Here is a 20,947-nt window from a genome sequence, read left to right as displayed (position 1 = left end):
AAAACCCTCACACCCTGGCCAGCCGCACCAACCTCGCCAACGCCCTGCACGACCTCGGGGACTACGCGCAGGCCGCCGACCTGCACCGCCAGACCCTCGACATCCGCCAGCGCGTCCTGGGCCCCGAACACCCCCACACCCTGAACAGCCGCACCAACCTCGAAGCGGCACTGGCAGCCATGCGTCGAGGGAACGGGCGGCGCATGCGTTGGCTGTCGGTCATGAGACGCCGGGCACGATAGCGGGGTGCACGACCACGGGTTGCGAGATCCTGTCCCTCTAGCCCAGGCGACTGCGCATCGCTACGGCCGTGGCCCCGCGATCAGAGACGCAACACGGTTCGCCCGCGAATCCGCCCGACTGCTCCCGCCGGAACACCCATACGCGTTGAAGACGCACTCCTTGCCACCTGCGCGGATAACAGGGCGCTTCAACCCACAGTTGACCGGCCTACGGGTCACATGGCACTACAGACCCGCGGGGACGGGCGTCTCCTGCCCGAGCGGTGTGGCCAGGGCGATTGGCTGAGGGCTCTCTCGCGGGACGCGACGACGACGTCGAAGGCGCTGCTGACCGGCTCCGATCCGGTGAGCAGCGGGCTGCGCCACCGCCGGCCGGCCGAGTAGTACGGGAGAGTCGCGGACGGAGACCTCGGGGAGGAACATCGGAGTCATGTAGGCAAGGTGGTGGCTATGGGGATGCCGTCGATGCATTTCAGCGAGAGTTCCGAGGATCCGTTCGCCCTCGGGCGCGGCGCCTCGGCCGTGCTCGACGATCGAGGCGCCGTGGTCGGCTGGAGCACGCGTGCGCAGGAACTGCTGGGTTATCCGGCCAAGGAAGTGATCGGACGGGCGTGGCAGGACCTCCTGGTGGACGCCCGTGACCTGCCTGTCGTGCGGTCCGTCGTGGTGGACGCCATGAGGACGGGGGGCTGGTTCGGGGTCCTGCCCGTCCGACACCGCGACGGACGGCGTATGGAGATGGGGTTCCGGGCCCGCGCGGTCACTCGGGACGGGGACGGTCAGGAGTGGGTCCTGGTCGGAGCCCCCGCCGCGGAGGTCATCGCCTGGCAGCGGGACCGTGCGCTGCTGGAAGGCCTGTACCGCCGGTCCCCGATCGGTCTGGTCACTTACGGCCCGGACAGCAGAGTGATTCGGGTCAACCGTGCGGTCGCCAAGGCGAGCGGTGTCCCGGCCGAGGCGCCGGTGGGCCGTCGCCCTCGCGAATTCATGATCGACGAGGACGCGGGTCCGACCGAGGAGCGGGTACGGCACGTCCTGGAGACCGGCGAGCCGTTGATCTTCACGGAGCAGTCCGCCCGGGCACGCCACGATCCGGGCCGGGAACGGATCGTGTCCGTCTCGGCGTTCCGGATGGAAGACCCCTCGGGACGGATTCTCGGCGTGGCCGAGACGATCGAGGACGTGACCGACCGCCACCGGGCGCAGCGCAGGCTGGCCTTGCTGAACGAGGCAAGCGCCCGGATCGGAACCTCGCTGGACGTGGCACAGACGGCCCGGGAACTGGCCGAGGTGGCCGCCCACGGCCTCGCCGACTACTGCTCGGTGGACCTTCTGGAGCCGGTGACACTCGGTGACGAACCACCCCCCGGTGTGAGAGGTCCGCTGCTCCGAGTAGCCCTCTCGCCCCCGGAACGCCGGGCCCCGTACCAGGAGGGCGAGGTGGTCCCGCTCCTTCCGGACTCCCCGCAGGCGCGGTGCCTGACCGAGCGCCGCCCGATTCTCGACCGGCTGCTGTCCCTCCGCCCCGAGTGGTACGCCATGGACCGGCGGCGGATCGAGATAGCCATGGGTCTCGGCGTTCATTCGCTGATCGTGGTGCCCTTGGTGGCTCGCGGCCTGGTACTGGGCGTAGTGAGCCTGTGGCGCGTGCGCCATTCGGAGCCTTTCGAGGACGACGATGCCGCCGTGGCCCATGAGTTCTCCTCGCGCGCGGCCGTCTGCATCGACAACGCGCGTCGCTTCACCCAGCAGCAGAGCGCCGCTCTGACTCTGCAGCGCAGTCTGCTGCCGAGCGCGGTGTCCGACCTGCCGGCGGTCGAGGTGGCCTGCCGTTACCTCCCGGCGAGCGGTGAACCGGGCATCGGCGGCGACTGGTTCGACGTGATCCCGTTGTCAGGGGCCCGGGTCGCACTCGTCGTGGGAGACGTGGTCGGCCACGGGCTCCACGCCGCGGCCTCCATGGGCCGTCTGCGCGCCGCCGTGCGCACCCTGGCCAGCCTCGACCTGGAACCGGACGAGGTGGTGGCACGGCTGGACGATCTGGTCAGCCTGCTGGCCGCCGAGCTGGAGGCGAACGCCGACGGCAGCGGGTCCACGGTGGAGCAGATGCTCGGGGCCACCTGCGTGTACGCGGTCTACGATCCGGTCTCCCGGCACTGCTCCCTGGCACGCGCCGGTCACCCGGCACCGATGCTGTCCACCCCGGACGGCGAGGTGACCGTGCTCGACCTGCCCGCGGGTCCACCGCTGGGTCTGGGCGGGCTGCCCTTCGAGACGTACGACCTCGACCTCCCCGAGGGCAGCCTCCTCACGCTCTACACCAACGGTCTTCTGGAGGCGCGCAACGGCGACATCGACGCCGCGCTTGACCACCTGTACGCGTGCCTCACCCACGTCGCCGATCCTCTGGACAGCACCTGCCACGCCGTGGTCGAAGCGCTGCTGCCGAAGGAGCACCTCCCCACCGACGACGTCGCGCTGCTCATCGCCCGTACCCGGGTGCTGCCGCCACAGGATGTCGCCACCTGGCAGCTGCCCCTGGAAGCGACCGCCGCCGCCCGTGCCAGGGAGCTGGCCACGGCGAAGCTGACCGAATGGGGGCTGACGGAGCTGACCTTCACCACCGAGCTGGTCGCCAGCGAGCTCGTCACCAACGCCTACCGGTACGCGACCGGCCCCGTCACCCTGCGCCTCATCCGTACGCACTGTCTGATCTGCGAGGTGTCGGACGCCAGCCACACTTCCCCGCACCTCCGACGGGCCCTCAGCACGGACGAGGGCGGACGCGGGCTCTTCCTGGTCGCGCAGCTCACGGAGCGGTGGGGCACCCGCTACGCCCACGACGGCAAGACCGTCTGGACAGAGCAGCCTCTGCCGCACGCATGACCCGCAACGACGAGGGACCCTCATGGGCGTGACTCCTCCCCACACGAAGAGCAGCGTCCAGCGGTCACCTGGTTCCCCACGGACTGTCATAGGCGGGTGAGAGCCTGGACCGGTGCTGATAGAGGGATTCGAGAACGCTCCCGTTGTCGCGGGGGAGGAACTGCTGGCACTGCCGGGGTTCTGGGCGGCCTACCTGATGTGGCTGAGCCGGACACAGGAGTACGACCCCGTCCCGGAGTGGTTCCGTGTCGACGGGGCCGATGCCGACGCGGCCTTCGACGTACTGCGCGACGAGGACCAGTGGCCTGTCTTCCGGATCCCGTTCGCGGGCGACCACACCGCGATGGTCCTCGGCTGCAACATTCCCGAGGATCCGGGAACGGAGTACTTCATCACCCACCCCGAGTGGGGACGGCACGGCCGTCTGGCCACCGTCGGCGGTCAGGTGGCCGGCCCGGGACTCTCCTGGCGAGAACTCCACCACATCGCCCGCACGCCCGACCTCAACGCCCCGGGAGTCCACGCCGAACACGCGCGCCTGCTCCTCCTGCTGCCGACGCTCGGCGACCAGGACATGCCCGAGGACGCCGCAGACATACTCGGCGACGCGCTGGCGCAAGTCGGCCTCCCCGCAACGCAGGCGCCGTCCCTCGCCGAAGCGCTCCTCGCGGACCACCCCTTGTGGGAGCCGGCTGAATGGACGCTGCCTGCCGCCTCCCCGCTCTCGGGCAGCCAGGAGCCCTTCCACGGAATCCTGCACTGCGACGAGTCCATGAGTCCGCGGTGCGGTACTCACCTGGCCCAGGGCATCACCCGAGAGCAGAGCGACCGACTGGCCCACGCGCTCGGCACCTGGGCCGCCACATGAACGGCTCACCCACGGAACCGTTTCCTGGATTGCCGGCACTCGCTCTCACAGAGACGGCAAGCGCATACGAACAAACCGGTCGAGCGCACCCGTCGGAGTGATCCAGTCGGCCCGTGACAAGCTCGCGCTCCTCGTTGATCAAGGCAAAAAGGAATACCGCCGTTCGGATCTCCCCAGGCGGCCCTTCAGGTGATTGCCGGACGCCTCATGAGCCAGGCAGCCGTCACAGGGGTACGACGTCTCAGCAGAGGACCAACCCGCAACGCCGTGAGGAGCTTGGCGATGTACGCAGCAATCCGGCGCTACGAAGGGGTGACCGATTCGGCCGAGGCCGCACGTCTCGTGAACGAGGGGTTCGTGCCGCTCATGCGCCAGGTCTCCGGCTTCGTGGCCTACTACTGGATCGACACCGGGGACGGAGCGATGGTCTCGACCAGCATCTTTGAGAACCGGGCCGGTGCCGACGAATCGATCTCGAAGGCTGCGGACTTCGTGCGGGACAACCTCGCGTCACTGCTCCCCAACCCTCCCCAGGTCATGGCGGGCGAGGTGGTGGCTTCCGCGTGACGGCGGGGCCGCCGCCGGTCGCTCGCGCCGCCACAACTGGAGCAGTGGGCAGGTTCTCGGACGTGTGTCAGGGAAAGGTCTGTGAACACGGCTTGACCCGGGTCATCAAGGCGCGTTCACAGCCTTTTCGCCTGCGTGGCTGTCCCCGCTGAGCTTGCCGTGGAGGACGCACTCCCAGCAGCCCGGCACGACGCCGGGCTCTCTTCGGCTCTGTGGTTCAGTCGGTGTCGTCGCCGCACTTGGGCTCGGTGAGCCTGTCCTGCCCAGCCGTTCGTGTCGGCAGGGACCGCTGGGTGCCGTCCTTGGCGAGCGGCTGGAAGTAGTGGTCCAGCGCCCAGGCGGCCACGCGGGTGCCGGCCCGGCAGCCGACCACGTCCGCCGTACGGGAGTGGACGCCGCCCCACACACGGGCGTCGACGACGTCCCGGTTGAAGCCGTCGGCGGACCCGTAGAACCGTGTGGTGCCGGTGACCTCGGAGGGGACGTAGAGGTCGATGTGCGAGGTGCCGAGGACGCCGGTCAGGGCGCGTGCCACGGCAGCGGCGACGGTCGTATGGCCGGCGATGTAGTCCGGGTGCGGTGGGGTCAGGAGCAGCGGCTCCCAGGCCGGGTCCGCCGTCGTCGCGGGATTGCCGTCGGTGTCGGCGAGGCGGATGGCGGTGATCGGCCGCCAGGAGCCGTAGTGGAACTTGGCGTCCCATGCCGTGACGACGGCATCGGTCGCCGACGCGTTCACCGCGGCGAACAGCCGGGCCGTCTCGGCGATGCCGAGCCGGTGGCGGGCGGCGTGGTCTCGTACGGCTGTCTGGACCTGTTCGACCAGGTTGCCGCTGAAGAAGAGGGCGGTCTCGGTCTGCCGCGCGCTCCTGCCCGAGCCGGTCTTCGCGCCCATGGCCTCCACCTCCTGGACGTCCTCGGCGTAGCGGGCCGAGGAGAGGGCGGGTGGTCCGCCGGGGCGGAACTGCTGCGGGGAGGCGAGCAGGAGGGGGCGGAGCCTGGCGAGCCAGGTGTCGATGAAGGGCTGGAACGCGGGCGGGGTGGGCCGCCAGACCCCCGGTGCCGGGGAAGCGGTGAACGGAACGTCCGCGAACCTTCCGTCCCCTTCCCGGAGTTCGATGACGCGGGCCGCGGCGCGCTTTCCGTAGGCGACGCCCCGGTCTCTGGCCTGACCGGCCGGAAGAGCGGCGAGCGAGTTGGCGTAGGCGGTGTCGAGCCGCTCCTTGAAGGCAGGGAAGTAGGTGAGCAGCACGTCGTGGGCCGCAGTGGCGGCGGCCGCCGCGGAGGATGCCTTGGCCGGACCGCGCTCGCGCCATTTGTACAGGGCGTAGCCGCCTTCGATCCCCACCACGGCGTTGTACACGGCGACGGAGACGAACCCCTCCCAGATCGCCGCCTGCCCGGAGGGGCGTGGGCCCAGGCTGGTCTTGATCGTGTCGGTGGCGATGGCGTTCCACTCGCGGACCACGGCTGCCGGGGCCGCCGCGGTCCGGGTGTCCGCGGCGGGGGAACTCGTCGCGGCGGTGAGCGTCACGAGGGCGACGGCCGCGGCCGCGCAGGTCAATCCCCGGACACGTGAACGCGGAGGAACGGGAAGAGGGGGCTCTTGGTGCACAGCGTCCTCCATGGAGTCGAGTGCCCAAGGCTTAGCAACGGCCCACCGCGCGAGCAAGACAACTCGCCGCGAACCGGACAGGCCCAGGACGCGGGAGTGCCCGCCCGCTCAGTGGTTCGGGCCCTTGACCTGATGATGAGAAACCTGTTCCCGTGCCGTCCGCCACCGTGACCGGGTCTGCTCGACCACGCTGTCCCACTGCCGTTGGACCTCGTGGTCGGAGGGGCGGTGGCCCTGGCGGATCCGGCTGAGCTCGTCCCGTACTTCTCGTCCCAGTGCCACCGACGCGACCAGGACGAGCATGGCCGCGAAGAGGGCGGAGATCATCGCGAAGACGGCGCCGACCACCCCGTAGCGCGCGGCGGAGGAGTTGAACAGGCGCGGCATGTAGAGGGTCGCGCCCACCGAATAGGCCACCGTCAGAACGGCGGCGGTGACGCCGAAGGGGAGCAGGTCCGGCCGGCTGATCCGTTTCGCCGACAGGATCCGGCCGCTCCAGACAAGGAAGGCGGCGGTCACCGGTACCTGACACAACGCGGCGGCCAGACCCAGCGCGCCCCCGCCGAGGAGCGTGGAGAGCGTCGCGGTGACCACCCCATAGCCGCCGAGAGTGAGGATCCACCACAAGCCGTTGCGCGTGTTGCGCACGCTGAGAGGCTTGAGTTCCCATGCCTGTTCGAAGAGCCGCTGCACGGCTCGCGCGAAACTCAGCACCGAGATCGTCAGGAACACGACCCCGAAGATGCCGACGCTCGCACTGGTGCCTTCGGCAGGAGAGAAGAGGGAGTTGACCGCCGTGGCGCCCGCTCCGGTGAGGTCGTAGCGCTTGATGATCCGCTCAGCGGCGTCGTAGTGCACGAAGTTGCCGAGGACGGCGCCGAGGAGGATGGAGAGCGGGACCAATGCCGTCAAGGCGCTGGACGCCAGGGCCATCGAGCGGTCGAAACCCACGATCTTCTGAAACCGGTTGATGACCCGCAACGCGAAGGCGGGACGCAGCCAGAAGGTCAGCGTTCTGACGAGGCGTTCTCGATTGATCCCCGCCGTGCTGCCCTCCGTGAAGATCGGGACCTGTGGGACGACGCGAGCCTAACGGACGGTCACCGGACCGATGAGGGGCGACACGAGCAGCCACATACCGGGCTCGAGCGCGGTGTCAGTTCTGGTCGATGAGCAGGTGGATGGGGCCTCGTAGGACGGGGCTGGGGCGGTACGGGGGCGGGTCGGTCACCAGGGTGGGGTCGGCGAGGCGGTGTACCAGTGCGGTCAGGGCGATCTGGGTTTCCAGTCGGGCCATCGGGCCGCCGAAGCACAGGTGGATGCCGCTGCCGAAGCCCAGGTGCTGGTTGTCCTGGCGATCGGGGTCGAAGCGGTCGGGATCGTGGAAGCGGTCCGGGTCGCGGCTGCCCGAGGCGAGCATGAGCATGATCTGCGAGCCCTTGGGGATGACGGTGTCGCCGACGGAGATGTCGCTGTACGCCGCCCGCCACGGAATGATGTGCACGGGGGGCTCGTAGCGCAGCAGTTCCTCGACCAGCGGTACGACCAGGTCGGGTTCGGTGCGCAGGCGTCGCAGCATCTCAGGGCGGCGCAGCAGCGTGAGCATGCCGTTGGTGATGAGGTTGACGGTGGTCTCGTGGCCGGCGATGAGCAGCAGGTTGGCGGTGCTGACGATTTCGGCGTCGGTCATCCGTCCGTCGGGCCCGTTGTCGTTGGCCAGCCGTGTCAGGAGGTCGTCGCCGGGGTGGCCGTGGCGTAGTTCCAGCAGTCCGCCGAGGTACTGGCGCAGGTTCTTGGTGGCCTGTACGCCGTTTTCCAGTTTCTCCTGCGGGTCGGTCTTGGGGTTGTAGTCGATCGAGTCGATGATGGCGTTCACCCACACGTGGAACCGCGGTTCGTCCTCGCGCGGCACACCGAGCAGGTGGCAGATCACGGTGACGGGGAACGGGTAGGCGAAGTCGTCGACGATGTCGATCCGCTGCTTGCCCGCGAAGTCGTCGATCAGACCGGCGACGATGGCGGTCAGGTCGGGTTCCATGCCGGTCACGAGGCCCGGGGTGTGCGGGGGGCCGAAGTGACGCATCGCCAGGCGCCGCATACGGTCGTGCTCGGGCGGGTCGAGGTTGATGAACGACGGCGTGCCGCGTTCCTGCATCGCGGGCATCGGATGCGTCAGGTTGCGGACGTCGGAGCTCAGGTGCGGGTCGTGCAGGATGCCGCTGAGTTCGCGGTAGGTGCTGATGACGTAACTGCCGTCCTCCTGCAGGGCCACCGGCGTCTTGCGCAGCTCGGCGTAGAGCGGGTACGGGTCGGCCCGGTTCGAGTAGTCGAGGATCCGGGGCAGGATGTCGGGCGCCTCGGTCGTGGTCATGTCGCTTTCCCTCCTGTTCCGTCCTGCCTGTTCCCTCCTAGCGGTGCTGCCGCATGGCGGTGACGCGCCGTTCTCCCGGGTCATGGCCGGTGACGACCACCGTGGCGCCCTGGGCGAGCAGCGTGGGGCCGGGGAAGTCGACGGGCACCGGCTTCGCGTCGAGGGGCTGGTCGGGCGTGGGGCAGGGGGGCGGGAAGGGCGCGGCCGTCTCGATCAGCCGCCGGTAGTGGTCCAGCCACTTCGCGTTGTTGAAGCTGACGGCGGCGGTGACGCGGCCGTGGTACCCGTATGCGGCGACAAAGCGGTGGTCGGCCACGGAGCCCTGGGTGACGACGACCTCGTCGGCGTAGGTCGGTACACCGACGGACTTGATGTTGACGCCGAACTGGATCGACCAGAACGTCGGGATGGACAGGTGCGGCCAGCGGTCCGCCTGGGCGCTGACCATGTTGTGCGCCGCGATCTCGGCCTGCTCCACGGCGTTGGCCCAGTGCTCCAGCGAGATGAACCGGTACTCGTACATCGGGTTCGGGCTGCGTGCCACGTCTCCGGCGACGAAGATGTCGTCGGTGACCAGGCCGTTGAGGTCGAAGGCGCGGCAGCCCGCGTCGCAGGCGACTCCCCATACGCCCACCGCCAGTCCCGAGTCGCGCAGCCACTCGGTGTTGCGGATGCCCCCGAGCGCCACCACCACCACGTCGGCGTCGACCGCACTGCCGTCGGAGAAGTGGGCACGGCGAACCCGCCCCTGCGCGTCGCCCTCCAGCTGGGTGACCTTGACACCGCAGCGCAGGTCGACGCCGTGGGCGCGCTGCATGTCCGCCGCGATCTCGCCGATCATGGCGCCGAGTCCTCCGACCAGTGGGGACGGCGCGAGTTCGGCGACGGTCACCGGGATGTCGCGCTCGCGGCAGACGGAGGCGATCTCGGAGCCGGTGAAGCCCGCGCCGATGATGAGTACGCGGGAGGGCCCGGCGGCGACCGCCCGCTGCAGGCCGGCGGCGTCCTCGCGTGTGCGGACCACGAAGACACCGTCCAGGGCCGCCTCGGCCTCGACGGGCCAGGGCCGGGCCCGTACGCCGGTGGAGATCAGCATGCGGTCGAAGGGGATCGTGCGGCCGTCGGCGAGCCGCACGTGGTTGTTCGCCAGGTCCAGTCCGTCGGCAGGCACGCCCAGGAGCCACTCCGCGTCGATGTCACGACGCCGTGGCAGGGTGGTGCCGTCGGCCGGCACCCATCCGGTCAGTACCTGCTTGGACAGCGGGGGGCGGTCGTAGGGCTCCCCCAACTCGTCACCGATCATGGTCAGCTTCCCGGTGAACCCCTCGTCGCGCAGGGCTTCGGCGGCGCGCAGTCCCGCCAGTGACGCCCCGACGATCACGACGCGGCCGTCGCGCTTGAACCCCTGCAGGGTGTCGGCAGTGCTCATGACGGCGACGTCCCCACCGGCGCGTCCCGGCCTTTCAGCTGGTCGACCAGAATGGCCTGGAGGGGGCAGGCCGCCGCGGCGCGCAACACCTGTTGGCGCTGGGCGTCGTCGGGGTTCGAGGCGTACATCAGCGCTTCCTCGCCATGCATCCGGAACGCGTCCGGAGCCAGGAACGCGCACTGCGCATACCCCTGACACCGGGAAAGATCAACGACAACTCTCATCCCGACCTCCATTGCGGCGAGGCATGCCCTTTTCGAAGAAGGGAGTCGGCAGGTCTCCGCAGGAAGAATCGATCATCGCGAATGAGGCCTCGGCGTCTGCAAAACCGCCCGGAGAACCTGAACTTGCCGTCAAAAGCGTATCCCGCGTGCACGCCGACCGCACGGTGAGGATTCAGGAGGAAGGGATTCAGGAATTCAGGACGTGAGGATGGAGATGCCGTCGCCGAGCAGTTTCAGCCCTATGACGAAGAACAGGACCGCCATCACCGCGACGTTGTGCCGTGCGGCCCGGTCTCTCCAGCCGCCGAGCGTGGTCCTCGCCCGGTCTCCTCCGATCAGGAAGACTCCCAGCGGGGCGAGCAGTCCGAGTGAGCCGATCAGTACGAAGATCGCCAACGACGCGATCTGCTGCCCGACGGGAAGCCCGGCCGAAGCGATCGAGGCACCCGCGGCGATGGTCAGCGGGGCGTTCTTGGCGTTGAGCGCCGCCAGGGCCACCGCGAGTCCGAAGACCTTCGACGGCGTGAGCCGGTCGATCGTGGCCATCCACTTCGGCAGCCGCGCCTGCGAAGCGTCCGAGGGGCGCCGACGCCACAGCCGAAGGCCGAAGAGGACGAGCAGCACTCCCAGGGCAAGTTTGAGGCCGCCCACCCAGGTGGCCGGCTGACTGCGGGTGGAGGAGGAACCCTCCGGTCCGACGATCGCCAGCACCGCCCCGCCCAGGACGCAGAGCCCGAGAATCCAGCCGACGGCGAAGAGTACGCCGTTGAGCCGTCCGCGCGGTGTGGCGAGGACGAGGATCATCGCGATGATCGGGAGCGGGCTGACGGCGACGGCGGCCGCCAAACCCAGGACATCACCGAGAGCTTGCCCCATGGCGGCCTCCGGCAAGGGAAGGATCGGAGCGATCCGGAACAATCCGGAGCGATCCGAGCGATGGATTGCTCCGAGCGACGAAGCGATCGGAACGATCGGAGTGATCGGAGTGATCGGAGTGATCCGAGCAGGCGTGGCTCGGCTGAACCCGCAGAAGTCGATCCCGCGGCCACACACCCCCACAGCCATCGTCGACCGCACACCACCCCGCCGCACGATGTGGCCGGGCCTCAGAACACCCCGGTCATCCCCGCCACTCCGCCGATGAACGCGCTGAGCAGCATCAGGGCGCCCAGCGCACCGAGCAGCACCAGCAGCCCGCGCGGCAGTCGACGCGCACCGCCCTTGCCGCAGACGACCAGAATCCCCAGCAGCAGCACCATCAGGCCGAGCAGGGAAATCGCCAGCCACCCGAACGAGGACGCGGTGCCCGTCTGCTCGTATCCGCCGGAGGCCACCCGCTGCAACGCGACCGTGTCGCCGACGGGCAGGTTCTTGCCGATCGAGGCGTTCGGGTCGACGACGGTGCCGTCGGAGGAGCGGAAGACGCCGCTGCAGTGCGGATAGCGGTGGCCCCCGACGTGTTCCCAGGCGCATGCTTCGACCCGGAGATGCCCCGGGGTGCCGGCCAGGCCCGTGGCGTAGGCGAAGTGCGTTCCCGCGAACCAGGTCAGTCCGATGCCCGCGGCCACGAGAACGACGAACATGACCGCCGGACGGCCTGCCCGGCCTCTCTCCCCGCGCCGACCCCAGCCGTTCATCCGCTCTCCCCCGGAGTGCCCGCCCGAAACAACGCCCCGGTCGCCCCGGCCGTCCCAAGCTACGCTCTCGAACCATGTCTGAGCTGACCGACCTGCCCGACCTCCACGGCGCGACCATCGACGCGATAATCGGCCACGCCGGCCGCGCGACGCTTCCCTTTCAGCGAGCCAACCGGGAGGAGCAGTACGCGACTGCCTTCTGGTTCAACGAGCTCGTGGAGAGCACCTCCGAGAACGAATCCGCGGACGAGGTCGTCCGGCAGTACCTTGTGACCGCCGGCGAGCCGACGAGGGTCGAGATGGCCGAGTTCACCCTTCGGCCGGACCTGTGCGCACCCGCGATGAGTGCGGAGAAACTGATGATGGTCGACTTCGCCGAGGGGTGGATCCATCTCGACGGCCTGGGGGTCGCGGTCATGCCCACGGCCGGGCTGCATGCGCATGGCGCCCGCAAGGGGTGGCGCTGGACGACCGATGAGATCACCGACGGCCTCGCGGCCAGGGACGAGGACATCGCGCATCTCGGTGCGGACCCGGTCGCGGCCTGTCTACTGGGCCACGACGTCGCTGCCGGGAGTGGCGCCCGGGAGCAGGCCGTCGTGGTCGGCGAGGTCGCGCGTGGCAGCGACGGCGGCGTCCGTTGGGTCGGCCGACTGCCACAAGGGTGCGTCGGCGCACCGGTGTTCATCGCCTCCCCCCTCAGCGGGAACAGTTTCAAGCTGGTCTGCGTCGGGGTGGCGCTGCCCGGCGACGGTCACCACACGATCGCGACCTTCGACCGCATCCGCACCGCGCTGCGCGCTCTGCCCGCCGTTGCCCCGGACACCGCGACAGCCCAGGAATCGGCCGGACCAACGACCGAAGCATCGACCCCACCGCTTCCTCCGACACCCGAACCGAAGCGCCGCTGGTGGCAGCGCCGCGGCTGATGTACGGAGGACGCGGTGGGCGGGCCTGCCCGCCCACGGCTCGGGGCGGGAGAACCATCTGCCGCTCGGGCACCACGCCCTGGTCCTCGCCGGACGCTTCGACGCGACGATCGACTTCGACGCGCCGATCGACTTCGGCGGCCTGCTCGGCCACCGAGTCTCCCTCCACGAGCGGGGTTTCGCATGATCAAGTGACAACGCGTCGGTGGCTGGTGTCTCACTTCCGGTAGCCGAGGATCGTCATCATGCCGGACTCCGAGTGGTACTGGTTGTGGCAGTGGAGCATCCACAGGCCCGGGTTGTCGGCGTAGAAGTCGACGACGAGTTTGTGGTGTGGCACCACGTGGGCGGTGTCCTTGCGGGCACCGATCACGCCGAAGCCGGTGAGGGCGAAGGTGTGGCCGTGCAGGTGCATGGGGTGCCACATGTCGGTGGCGTTGATGAGGGTCAGGCGGATCCGTTCGCCGTAGCTGACCGGGTGGCGTTGCTCGACGGAGTACGGCCGGTGGTCGAAGGCCCAGTCGAACTTCTTCATCCCGCCGGTCAGCCTGATGCGCAGCTCGCGGTCCGGCTCGTCGTCGGTGAGGGCCACGGAGTCGTCCGGCACGAGGCGTCTGGCCGGGACGAGCTTGCCGTCGAGTTCGTCCGGGTGCACGGAGGGGTGGGGATTGTCCCCACTGCCGGTGCGCAGGACGGCCAGGGCCCTGGCGTTCTTGCCCTCGGCGAGCGCGACCAGCGGGAACACGCCGTCCTTGGCGGTGATCAGCACGTCGTAGCGTTCGGCCATGCCGAGCAGCAGCGCGTCCGTCTTCGTGTGCTCGACGGGGTAGCCGTCCGTGTGCGTGATCGTCATCTCGTGGCCGCCCAGCGCCACCCGGAAGGCCGTTTCGGCGCCGGCGTTGATGATCCGCAGCCGGATGCGGTCGCCCTTGCGGGCCCGGAAGACCGAAGGAGCCTTCGGGAGACGGCCGTTGACCAGGTAGAACGGGTAGTCGACGCTGCCTCCCTCGCTGTGCAGGATGCGGCTGCGGGAGTTGTGCAGGACGCGGGAGGGGCCGTGGGGCTTCTCGTGGGCGGCCTTGTCATGGGCCTTGCCCCCGGGTTCGTCGTCCTCGCCCATGCCCATGCCCGTCGCCATGCCCTTGCCGTCGAGCAGCTGGGCGAGCACGCCGTCGGGGGTGGAGCCGGCGACGCCGTCCACCCAGTCGTCCAGGATGACGACCCACTCCTTGTCGTAGGACAACGGCTCCCTGGGGTCCTCGACGATCAGCGGGGCGTACAGGCCGCGGTCGAGCTGCAGCCCCGAGTGCGAGTGCAGCCAGTACGTACCCGGGTGGTCCACGGCGAAGCGGTAGTTGAAGTCGTCGCCGGGCTTGATGGGGTGCTGGGTCAGGCCGGGTACTCCGTCCATGTCGCATCGCATGCGGACCCCGTGCGAGTGCAGCGTCGTGGACACGGGCAGATGGTTGGCCAGGTTGAGATCGAGGATGTCGCCCGACTTGATCCGCACCTCCCTGCCGGGCAGCGAGTCGCCGTACGCCCATGATCTGACGGTCCGTCCACCCAGGTCGAGGGTGGTCTCGGCGGCCGTGAGCTTGAACGAGCGGACGGGACCGCCCCCGCGTTTCCTCTCGACGGCCAGGACCTCGGGATCGGACGGGTTCACGTACCCCTTGGGTCCCCTGGGAATGAAGGGCCTGCCGCCGTGACCGACTCCGCTCCCCTGGTGCTCGCCGGGCCCGGGGTGCGAGCCGGATCCGGAGGAGGAGTCGGACCCGGAGCAGCCGGCCAGGAGTCCCGAGCCGGCGGCCGCGATCGAGGCACCGAGCACGGTGCGCCGCGTAGGTGAGTGCATGAATGAATAACACACGTTTTACGCTGATATGTCCTCGAACCCGGCACGGCGTGTCCCCCATTGGAGCAGACCCCGTCACCCTGAAACGGGGGATAAGGTTAGGCTTGCCTTATCCATTGATCGGAGTACTTGTGCGCACCTTGGGGTCGAAGGCCGTCCTGGCCGTTGCCATCGTCGGCGGTCTGCTGGCCGGATGTTCGTCCGGGAGCGGGGACGGGGACAACGGCTCCTCGCAGAGCAAGAACACCGCAGGCGGCGACCGCAATCTCGTGAGCGGGGCCTCCGAGGGCCCCTCCGCCGCCCCCAGCGCCGTCGCCGCCGGGATGGGCGCGGGCAGCGCCGAGGACGGTGAATTCCCTCGGACCGTCGGGCACTTCGAAGGCAAGACGGAGATCAAGAGCGCGCCCGAGAAGATCGCCGCGCTCAGCACCGGACAGCTGGACGACCTGCTGACCTTGGGCATCGTGCCGACCGTGACGACCCGCGCGGACAACGCCGGGCTGGCGCCGGACTATCTGAACGACGCCTTCCCCGCGTACAAGAAGAAGTTGTCGGCCATGACCGACGCGGGGACCCGCACCGCGCCCAACCTGGAGACGCTCGCCGCCGCCAAGCCCGATCTGATCCTGATCAACGACTCGCTCGGCGACCTCTACCCGAAGCTGTCGAAGATCGCGCCCACCGTCGTGACGGCCGGCAACGGCATCAACTGGAAGCGGGATCTGCTCCTCGTCGGTGACGCGGTCGGCAAGGGCGACAAGGCGCAGGAGCTGCTCGACGGCATCGTGAGCGACGCCGCCACGCGGGGCAAGCAGCTCGGCGATCCCGCCGTCTCGATGCTGCGGTTCACGCCGGACCGGACACGGATGTTCGGCGTGTCGTCGTTCACCGGCTCCATCGCCGTCGACATGGGGCTCTCCCGGCCCAAGTCGCAGCAGTTCAAGGCGATCTCGCAGGACATCGGGGCGGAGAGCATCGATGTCGCGGACGGGGACTGGATCTTCTACTCCGTGCAGGGCGACGCCTCCAAGACCGACGCGGGCAGCGTGCTCGCCGGGCCCCTGTGGAAGTCGATGAAGGCGGTCAAGGCCGGGCACGCGGTGAAGGTCGACGACGACCCCTGGTACCTCAACGCCGGCCCCACCGCCGCCCGGCTCGTCGTACGACAGCTCGCGGACACCCTCGGCAAGTGACCGGTCCCACGTCTGTCGCACGCCGCACGTCCGCCCCGGCGGGCGCGCGGCGTGCGACCTGGTTGGGTGCGGCCCTCCTCCTCGCCGTCACCGCCGCCGCCCTCAGCCTCGCCGTCGGCACCCGCCCCGTCCCGCTGTCCGCCGTCCTCGACGCGCTGGTGCACGGCGGGAGCTCACCGGACGCGCTGGTCGTACGGTCGCTGCGGGTGCCGCGGACCGCGATCGGGCTGACCGCCGGTGCCGCCCTCGGACTCTCGGGGGCGGCCCTCCAGGCGGTCACCCGCAATCCGCTCGCCGACCCCGGCATCCTCGGGCTCAGTCAGGGCGCGGCCGCCGGTGTCGTGTTCGCCATCGCGCTCGGCTGGGCGAACGGCTTCGACGGGTACGTCTGGTACGCCTTCACCGGCGCGGTCCTCGCCGCCTGCGTCGTGTACGCCATCGCCTCGCGCGGACGCGGCGGCGCCTCCCCGGTGAAACTGGCGCTCGCCGGCACCGCCCTGTCGGCGATGACGGCGGGAGCCACGACCGTCGTCCTCACCTCGAGTTCGGCCACGCTGGACCAGTTCCGGTTCTGGCAGGTGGGCGCGCTCAGCGGGCGCGACGCGGCAACGGTGGGACGCATGCTGCCCTTCCTCGCCGCCGGTGCGCTGCTCGTAACGGCCTGCGCCCGCGGTCTGGACGCACTCGCGCTCGGCGACGACACCGCACGGGCACTCGGCCACCGGGTCACGCTCGTACGGGGCTGTGCGGCACTCGGCGCGACCGTGCTCACCGCGGCCGCGGTCGCCGCCGCGGGCCCCATCGCCTTCATCGGCCTCGCCGTCCCCCACCTCGCCCGCCGCCTGGTCGATGGCGGCCACCGCTGGACCCTTCCCCTCTCCGCACTGCTCGGCGCCGCCCTGCTGCTCGCCGCGGACGTGGCGGGCCGGGTGGTACGCGCCCCGGCGGAAGTGCCGGCCGGGGTGATGACCGCGCTGGTCGGCGTGCCGGTCCTGGTCGTACTCGTACGACGCAAGGGCATGGCCTCGTGACCACAGCCCCCACGACGCCCACCGAGCCCACCGCGAACCGCACCACGTACCCGCACTCGGCCGGGCTCTCCGTGCTCCGCCACCGTCATCTCTCCCTCCTCCTGCACCGGCGCGCCGCCGCCGTCGTCACCGTCCTCCTCCTGCTCCTCGCGGGCGTGATGCTGCTCGCGGCGTGCGTCGGGCAGACGTACGTCCCGCCGGGCGAGGTCTGGCGGGTGCTGCGCGGTCACGGCGGCCCCTACGACCTGGTCGTCGGCGAACTGCGGGTCCCGCGGATCGTGCTCGGCGCGCTGGTCGGGGCGGCGCTCGGACTCTCCGGAGCGCTCGTCCAGACCGTCACGCGCAACCCGCTGGCCAGCCCCGACGTCATCGGCGTCGGGCACGGCGCCGCCGCCGCGACCGTACTGGCGCTGGCCACCGGAACCGTCGCCTCCCCCGGCGCGCTGCCGGCCGTCGCCGTCACCGGCGGTCTCGCGGCCGCCGCCCTGGTGTACGTACTGGCCTGGCGGCACGGAATGCAGCCGAGCCGGTTCGTCCTGACGGGGGTGGGCATCGGTGTCGCCCTCTCCGCCGTCGTCCAGCTCTACCTCACCGACAGCGAACTGGCCGCCGCCGAGCAGGTCAAGCTGTGGCTGACGGGCAGTCTGAACGGGCGCGGCTGGGAGCAGGCGACCCCCCTCTCCTGGGTCCTGCTCCTCTCCCTGCCCGCCCTGGTGTGGGCGAGCCGCGCGCTGCGCCCGCTCGGACTGGACGCCGACACGGCCGCCGCGCTCGGCGTCCGCGTGCAGCGCACCCAGCTCGGCCTGACCGTGCTCGGGGTGGTGCTCGCCGCGGTCGCGACCGGCGCGGCCGGCCCGGTCGGCTTCGTCGCCCTCACCGGCCCCCAACTGGCCCGCCGCCTCACACGCACCCCGCAACTCCCCCTCGCCGCCTCCGCCCTGACGGGCGCGCTGATCGTGGTCGGCGCCGACCTGGTGGCCCGCACGCTGGTGCCGCCGCTGGAGATCCCGGTCGGGGCGCTCACGTCCTTGGTGGGCGGTCCCTATCTGCTGTGGCTGCTGGGCAGGTCGGGCCGCCGCTGACGGGATCGCTGTACGTACGGTGGAAACACCGAGGGCGCCGATCGGTCGTACGACCGATCGGCGCCCTCGGAACTCCGTCCGTGACTAGATGGTGGCGGTGTCGATCACGAAGCGGTAGCGGACGTCGCTCGCCAGCACCCGCTCGTAGGCGTCGTTGATCTCGGACGCGCTGATCAGCTCGATCTCGGCGCCGAAGCCGTGCTCGGCGCAGAAGTCCAGCATCTCCTGGGTCTCCTGGATGCCGCCGATACCGGAACCGGCGAGGGTCTTGCGGCCGCCGATCACGGAGAAGAGGTTGAGCTTGACGGGCTCCTCCGGGGCGCCCACGTTCACGAAGGCGCCGTCCGTCTTCAGCAGGGCCAGGTAGGCGTCCAGGTCCAGCGGGGCGGACACGGTCGACAGGATCAGGTCGAAGGTGCCGCGCAGCGCCTCGAAGGTCTTCGGGTCGCTGGTGGCGTAGTAGTGGTCGGCGCCCAGCTTCAGCCCGTCGTCCTTCTTGCGCAGGGACTGCGACAGGACGGTCACCTCGGCACCGAGCGCGTCCGCGATCTTGACGCCCATGTGGCCGAGGCCGCCCATGCCGAGGATCGCGACCTTCTTGCCGGGGCCGGCGTTCCAGTGCTTGAGCGGGGAGTACGTGGTGATGCCGGCGCAGAGCAGCGGCGCGGCCACGTCGAGGGAGAGGCCGTCGGGGATGCGGAGGGTGTAGTTCTCGTCGACGACGATCTTCTCGGAGTAGCCGCCGTAGGTCGGCTCGCCGTTCTTGTCGAGGGCGTTGTACGTGCCGACGCCGCCTCCGGTGCAGTACTGCTCCAGGCCGGCCTTGCAGTTGTCGCACTCACGGCAGGAGTCGACGAGACAGCCGACGCCCACGCGGTCGCCGACCTTGAACTTGGTGACGCCGGAGCCGACCTCGGAGACGATGCCGGCGATCTCGTGACCAGGCACCATCGGGAAGATCGCCTCACCCCAGCCCTCCTGGGCCTGGTGGATGTCCGAGTGACAGATACCGGCGAACTTGATGTCGATCAGGACGTCGAACTCACCGACCGGGCGGCGCTCGATGGTGGTGCGCTCCAGCGGAGCCTTGGCGGCGGGAGCGGCGTACGCAGCAACAGTGGTCATGCCGGGGGTTCTCCTAAGGAGTGGTATGTCCTGTGCCCGGCTGCCTTCGGTCGGGCACGCTGTACAGCCTGCCCCAGGCGAGAGCCTTCACCCAGGTCACGGCTTTGCGTACGTCCGCTGGTCCTACTACTGGCGGGGTCAGGTTCACCGGCGTACGACCGTGAATACTGGACGTATGGACGAACAGCCCTCCCCGCCCCTGGACCGGCGTGCCGAGCTCAGCGAGTTTCTGCGCACGCGCCGGGCCCGGCTGAAGCCGGAGGACGTGGGGCTGCCCGACTTCGGCCGGCACCGCCGGGTGCCCGGACTGCGGCGCGAGGAGCTGGCGCAGCTGGCCGGGGTGTCCGTGGCGTACTACACGCGCCTGGAACAGGGCAACGGACGGAACGTGTCGGCGGAGGTACTCGACGCGATCGCCCGCGCCCTGCGGCTGACGGACGCCGAGCACGCGCATCTCACGCACCTCGCGAAGCCCAAGGCGCACAAGAAGAAGCAGCCGGCGCGGCCGCAGCAGGTACGGGGCGCGCTGCGGCAACTGCTGGACTCGATGGACGGCATCCCCGCGTATGTCGGTGGGCGGCGCACGGACATCCTGGCGTGGAACCGGATGGCGGCGACCGTGTTCGGTGACTGGTCGGAGCTGGCCCCGCATGAGCGGAACTGGGCGCGCCTGGTGTTCCTGAAGCCCGAGTACCGCGACCTGTACGTGGACTGGGAGCAGAAGGCGATCGACATCGTCTGCATGCTGCGCATGGACGCGGGCTGTCACCCGGACGACCCGCGGCTGTCGACGCTGGTCGGGGAGCTGTCCGTGAAGAGCGAGGACTTCCGCCGGCTGTGGGCCACGCACGACGTCAAGGAGAAGAGCCACGGAGTGAAGCGGATGCGGCATCCGCTGGTGGGTGACCTCTCCCTCCAGTACGAGTCGTTCCGGCTGCCCGACGACGGCGAGCAGTCACTGGTCACCTACCACGCGGAGCCGGGGTCCGCCTCGGCGGAGGCACTGCGGCTGCTGGCCAGCTGGGGCACGGACGCGACCCGCGCGGGCACGACGACGCCCCTGTAGCCCGGGGCCGCGGGGCGTCAGGGCTGGTACGGCGGGGCCGCTCCCCACGTCCACCTCGGTACCGGCTGGTCCCCCGGAGGGGTCGCGTCGGGGGCGGAGAAGAGGACGGCCAGCCGCGTGCCCCATTCCGCGTAGGCGAGGAAGGCGGAGCGGAACTCGGCGTCCGTGGGCAGGCCCGCGTCGTCCGCCGCGTCCTGGAGCAGGTTGACCCACCGGCGTCGCTGCACCTCGGTGATGTTCTTGCCGAGGTGTTTGGCGACCATGTGGCCGTGGCCGCCCTGGGTCTCGGAGTAGGCATGCGGCCCACCGAAGACCTCGCCGAGCCAGAGGGCGACGTGGGCGGCGTGTTCGGGGGCGAGGCCGGAGAAGACCGGTGCGAGGACGTCGTCCTTGAGGACCTTGTCGTAGAAGACCTCGGTGAGGCGGGCGAAGGCCTCGGCGCCCCCGGCCCAGGCGTAGAGGGTGGGGACCGACGCGCCCAGGCCCCGTACCGTCGTCGGCGTGTAGTGGCGCATCTCCTCGATGTAGGGGATGTAGGGCCGGATCTCGGCGAGGAAGGCGGGGAACAGCTCCGACTTCCGGAATCCCTCGACATGGTCCTCGGTCGAGGTCCAGGTGATCCGCAGGACGAAGTGCTCGAAGTCCTCCTCGCAGCGCGTCAGCTCGTAGTCCACGCAACTCGGCGACGCGGCGAGCTGGGCCGCGGCCCGCGTGTAGGCGGCCAGGAACTCCGCGGACTTCTCCTCGGGAATGCGGTAGCGGATGTACTCGACAGTCGATTCGGTCATACCTCCCACACAAACACGGAAAGCCCGTCGGAAGCTCTCCTT

The 20,947-nt window shown here is 70.0% G+C and carries 20 protein-coding genes; 10 read left to right on the top strand and 10 right to left on the bottom strand.

All coding sequences use genetic code 11. From position 1 onward, the window contains the following. The 5 genes from AQJ27_RS15355 to AQJ27_RS15340 form a co-directional block, all read left to right on the top strand. Nucleotides 1–242, top strand: a 242-nt coding sequence (locus AQJ27_RS15355; protein ID WP_159064358.1) for a tetratricopeptide repeat protein, incomplete at its 5' end; no start/stop codon positions are given. 219 nt (nt 243–461) lie between these two features. Next, nucleotides 462–626, top strand: a complete 165-nt coding sequence (locus tag AQJ27_RS56375) for a hypothetical protein (RefSeq protein ID WP_159064357.1) — start codon at nt 462–464, stop codon at nt 624–626. 66 nt (nt 627–692) lie between these two features. Beyond that, entirely contained in the window at nt 693–3,128 is a 2,436-nt protein-coding gene (locus AQJ27_RS15350) for a SpoIIE family protein phosphatase (protein ID WP_067368058.1), read from the top strand. A 112-nt stretch (nt 3,129–3,240) separates the two neighbouring features. Beyond that, nucleotides 3,241–3,996 (top strand): hypothetical protein, encoded by a 756-nt coding sequence (locus AQJ27_RS15345; RefSeq protein ID WP_067368055.1) that lies wholly within the window; start codon nt 3,241–3,243, stop codon nt 3,994–3,996. 282 nt (nt 3,997–4,278) lie between these two features. Next, nucleotides 4,279–4,563 (top strand): hypothetical protein, encoded by a 285-nt coding sequence (locus tag AQJ27_RS15340; protein WP_067368052.1) that lies wholly within the window; start codon nt 4,279–4,281, stop codon nt 4,561–4,563. Nucleotides 4,564–4,780: 217 nt separating this feature from the next. On the opposite strand, the gene AQJ27_RS15335 is transcribed toward AQJ27_RS15340, so the two are convergent. The 7 genes from AQJ27_RS15335 to AQJ27_RS15305 form a co-directional block, all read right to left on the bottom strand. After that, nucleotides 4,781–6,094, bottom strand: coding sequence for a vanadium-dependent haloperoxidase (locus AQJ27_RS15335; RefSeq protein ID WP_235613513.1), 1,314 nt, complete (start codon nt 6,092–6,094; stop codon nt 4,781–4,783). Nucleotides 6,095–6,283: 189 nt separating this feature from the next. Further along, nucleotides 6,284–7,126, bottom strand: coding sequence for a YhjD/YihY/BrkB family envelope integrity protein (locus AQJ27_RS15330; protein WP_067369228.1), 843 nt, complete (start codon nt 7,124–7,126; stop codon nt 6,284–6,286). Nucleotides 7,127–7,331: 205 nt separating this feature from the next. Next, the gene (locus tag AQJ27_RS15325) at nt 7,332–8,546 is read right to left on the bottom strand and encodes a cytochrome P450 (protein ID WP_067368049.1); all 1,215 of its coding nucleotides are present in this window, start codon (nt 8,544–8,546) and stop codon (nt 7,332–7,334) included. A gap of 37 nt (nt 8,547–8,583) precedes the next feature. After that, the gene (locus AQJ27_RS15320; RefSeq protein ID WP_067368046.1) at nt 8,584–9,975 is read right to left on the bottom strand and encodes an NAD(P)/FAD-dependent oxidoreductase; all 1,392 of its coding nucleotides are present in this window, start codon (nt 9,973–9,975) and stop codon (nt 8,584–8,586) included. After that, a complete protein-coding gene (locus AQJ27_RS15315) occupies nt 9,972–10,199 on the bottom strand; it encodes a ferredoxin (RefSeq protein ID WP_067368043.1) in 228 nt (75 codons plus the stop codon). Before AQJ27_RS15315 ends, AQJ27_RS15320 begins: the two co-directional genes overlap by 4 nt. Before the next feature lie 195 nt (nt 10,200–10,394). Further along, nucleotides 10,395–11,075 carry a GAP family protein gene (locus AQJ27_RS15310; RefSeq protein WP_067368037.1) on the bottom strand — a complete coding sequence of 227 codons (681 nt, stop codon included), beginning with the start codon at nt 11,073–11,075 and terminating at the stop codon, nt 10,395–10,397. A 230-nt stretch (nt 11,076–11,305) separates the two neighbouring features. After that, complete coding sequence (locus tag AQJ27_RS15305; RefSeq protein WP_159064356.1) at nt 11,306–11,836, bottom strand: hypothetical protein; 531 nt, start codon at nt 11,834–11,836, stop codon at nt 11,306–11,308. A 74-nt stretch (nt 11,837–11,910) separates the two neighbouring features. On the opposite strand from AQJ27_RS15305, the gene AQJ27_RS15300 reads away from it, so the two are divergent. Then, entirely contained in the window at nt 11,911–12,765 is an 855-nt protein-coding gene (locus tag AQJ27_RS15300; protein ID WP_067368029.1) for a hypothetical protein, read from the top strand. Between the two features lie 217 nt (nt 12,766–12,982). Here AQJ27_RS15300 and AQJ27_RS15295 read toward each other — a convergent pair whose 3' ends face one another. Continuing rightward, nucleotides 12,983–14,620, bottom strand: coding sequence for a multicopper oxidase family protein (locus tag AQJ27_RS15295; RefSeq protein WP_067368026.1), 1,638 nt, complete (start codon nt 14,618–14,620; stop codon nt 12,983–12,985). Between the two features lie 116 nt (nt 14,621–14,736). Here AQJ27_RS15295 and AQJ27_RS15290 point away from each other — a divergent pair, with 116 nt between their 5' ends. The 3 genes from AQJ27_RS15290 (at nt 14,737) to AQJ27_RS15280 (ending at nt 17,926) form a co-directional block, all read left to right on the top strand. Beyond that, nucleotides 14,737–15,813, top strand: coding sequence for an iron-siderophore ABC transporter substrate-binding protein (locus AQJ27_RS15290; RefSeq protein WP_067368023.1), 1,077 nt, complete (start codon nt 14,737–14,739; stop codon nt 15,811–15,813). Next, nucleotides 15,810–16,844, top strand: a complete 1,035-nt coding sequence (locus AQJ27_RS15285) for a FecCD family ABC transporter permease (protein WP_079065001.1) — start codon at nt 15,810–15,812, stop codon at nt 16,842–16,844. The genes AQJ27_RS15290 and AQJ27_RS15285 overlap by 4 nt, the downstream gene beginning before the upstream one ends. 71 nt (nt 16,845–16,915) lie before the next feature. Next, a complete protein-coding gene (locus AQJ27_RS15280; RefSeq protein ID WP_067369222.1) occupies nt 16,916–17,926 on the top strand; it encodes a FecCD family ABC transporter permease in 1,011 nt (336 codons plus the stop codon). 84 nt (nt 17,927–18,010) lie between these two features. Here AQJ27_RS15280 and AQJ27_RS15275 read toward each other — a convergent pair whose 3' ends face one another. Next, nucleotides 18,011–19,051, bottom strand: coding sequence for an NAD(P)-dependent alcohol dehydrogenase (locus AQJ27_RS15275; protein WP_067368020.1), 1,041 nt, complete (start codon nt 19,049–19,051; stop codon nt 18,011–18,013). A 175-nt stretch (nt 19,052–19,226) separates the two neighbouring features. Between AQJ27_RS15275 and AQJ27_RS15270 the strand changes: the two genes are divergently transcribed. Beyond that, nucleotides 19,227–20,117 (top strand): helix-turn-helix domain-containing protein, encoded by an 891-nt coding sequence (locus AQJ27_RS15270; RefSeq protein ID WP_067368018.1) that lies wholly within the window; start codon nt 19,227–19,229, stop codon nt 20,115–20,117. Between the two features lie 17 nt (nt 20,118–20,134). On the opposite strand, the gene AQJ27_RS15265 is transcribed toward AQJ27_RS15270, so the two are convergent. Beyond that, nucleotides 20,135–20,905, bottom strand: coding sequence for a group II truncated hemoglobin (locus AQJ27_RS15265; protein ID WP_067368015.1), 771 nt, complete (start codon nt 20,903–20,905; stop codon nt 20,135–20,137). Nucleotides 20,906–20,947 lie beyond the last annotated feature (42 nt).

The sequence above is a fragment of the Streptomyces olivochromogenes genome (assembly GCF_001514115.1).
Lineage (GTDB): Bacteria > Actinomycetota > Actinomycetes > Streptomycetales > Streptomycetaceae > Streptomyces > Streptomyces olivochromogenes.
This window is presented reverse-complemented; position numbering and strand designations above follow the sequence as displayed.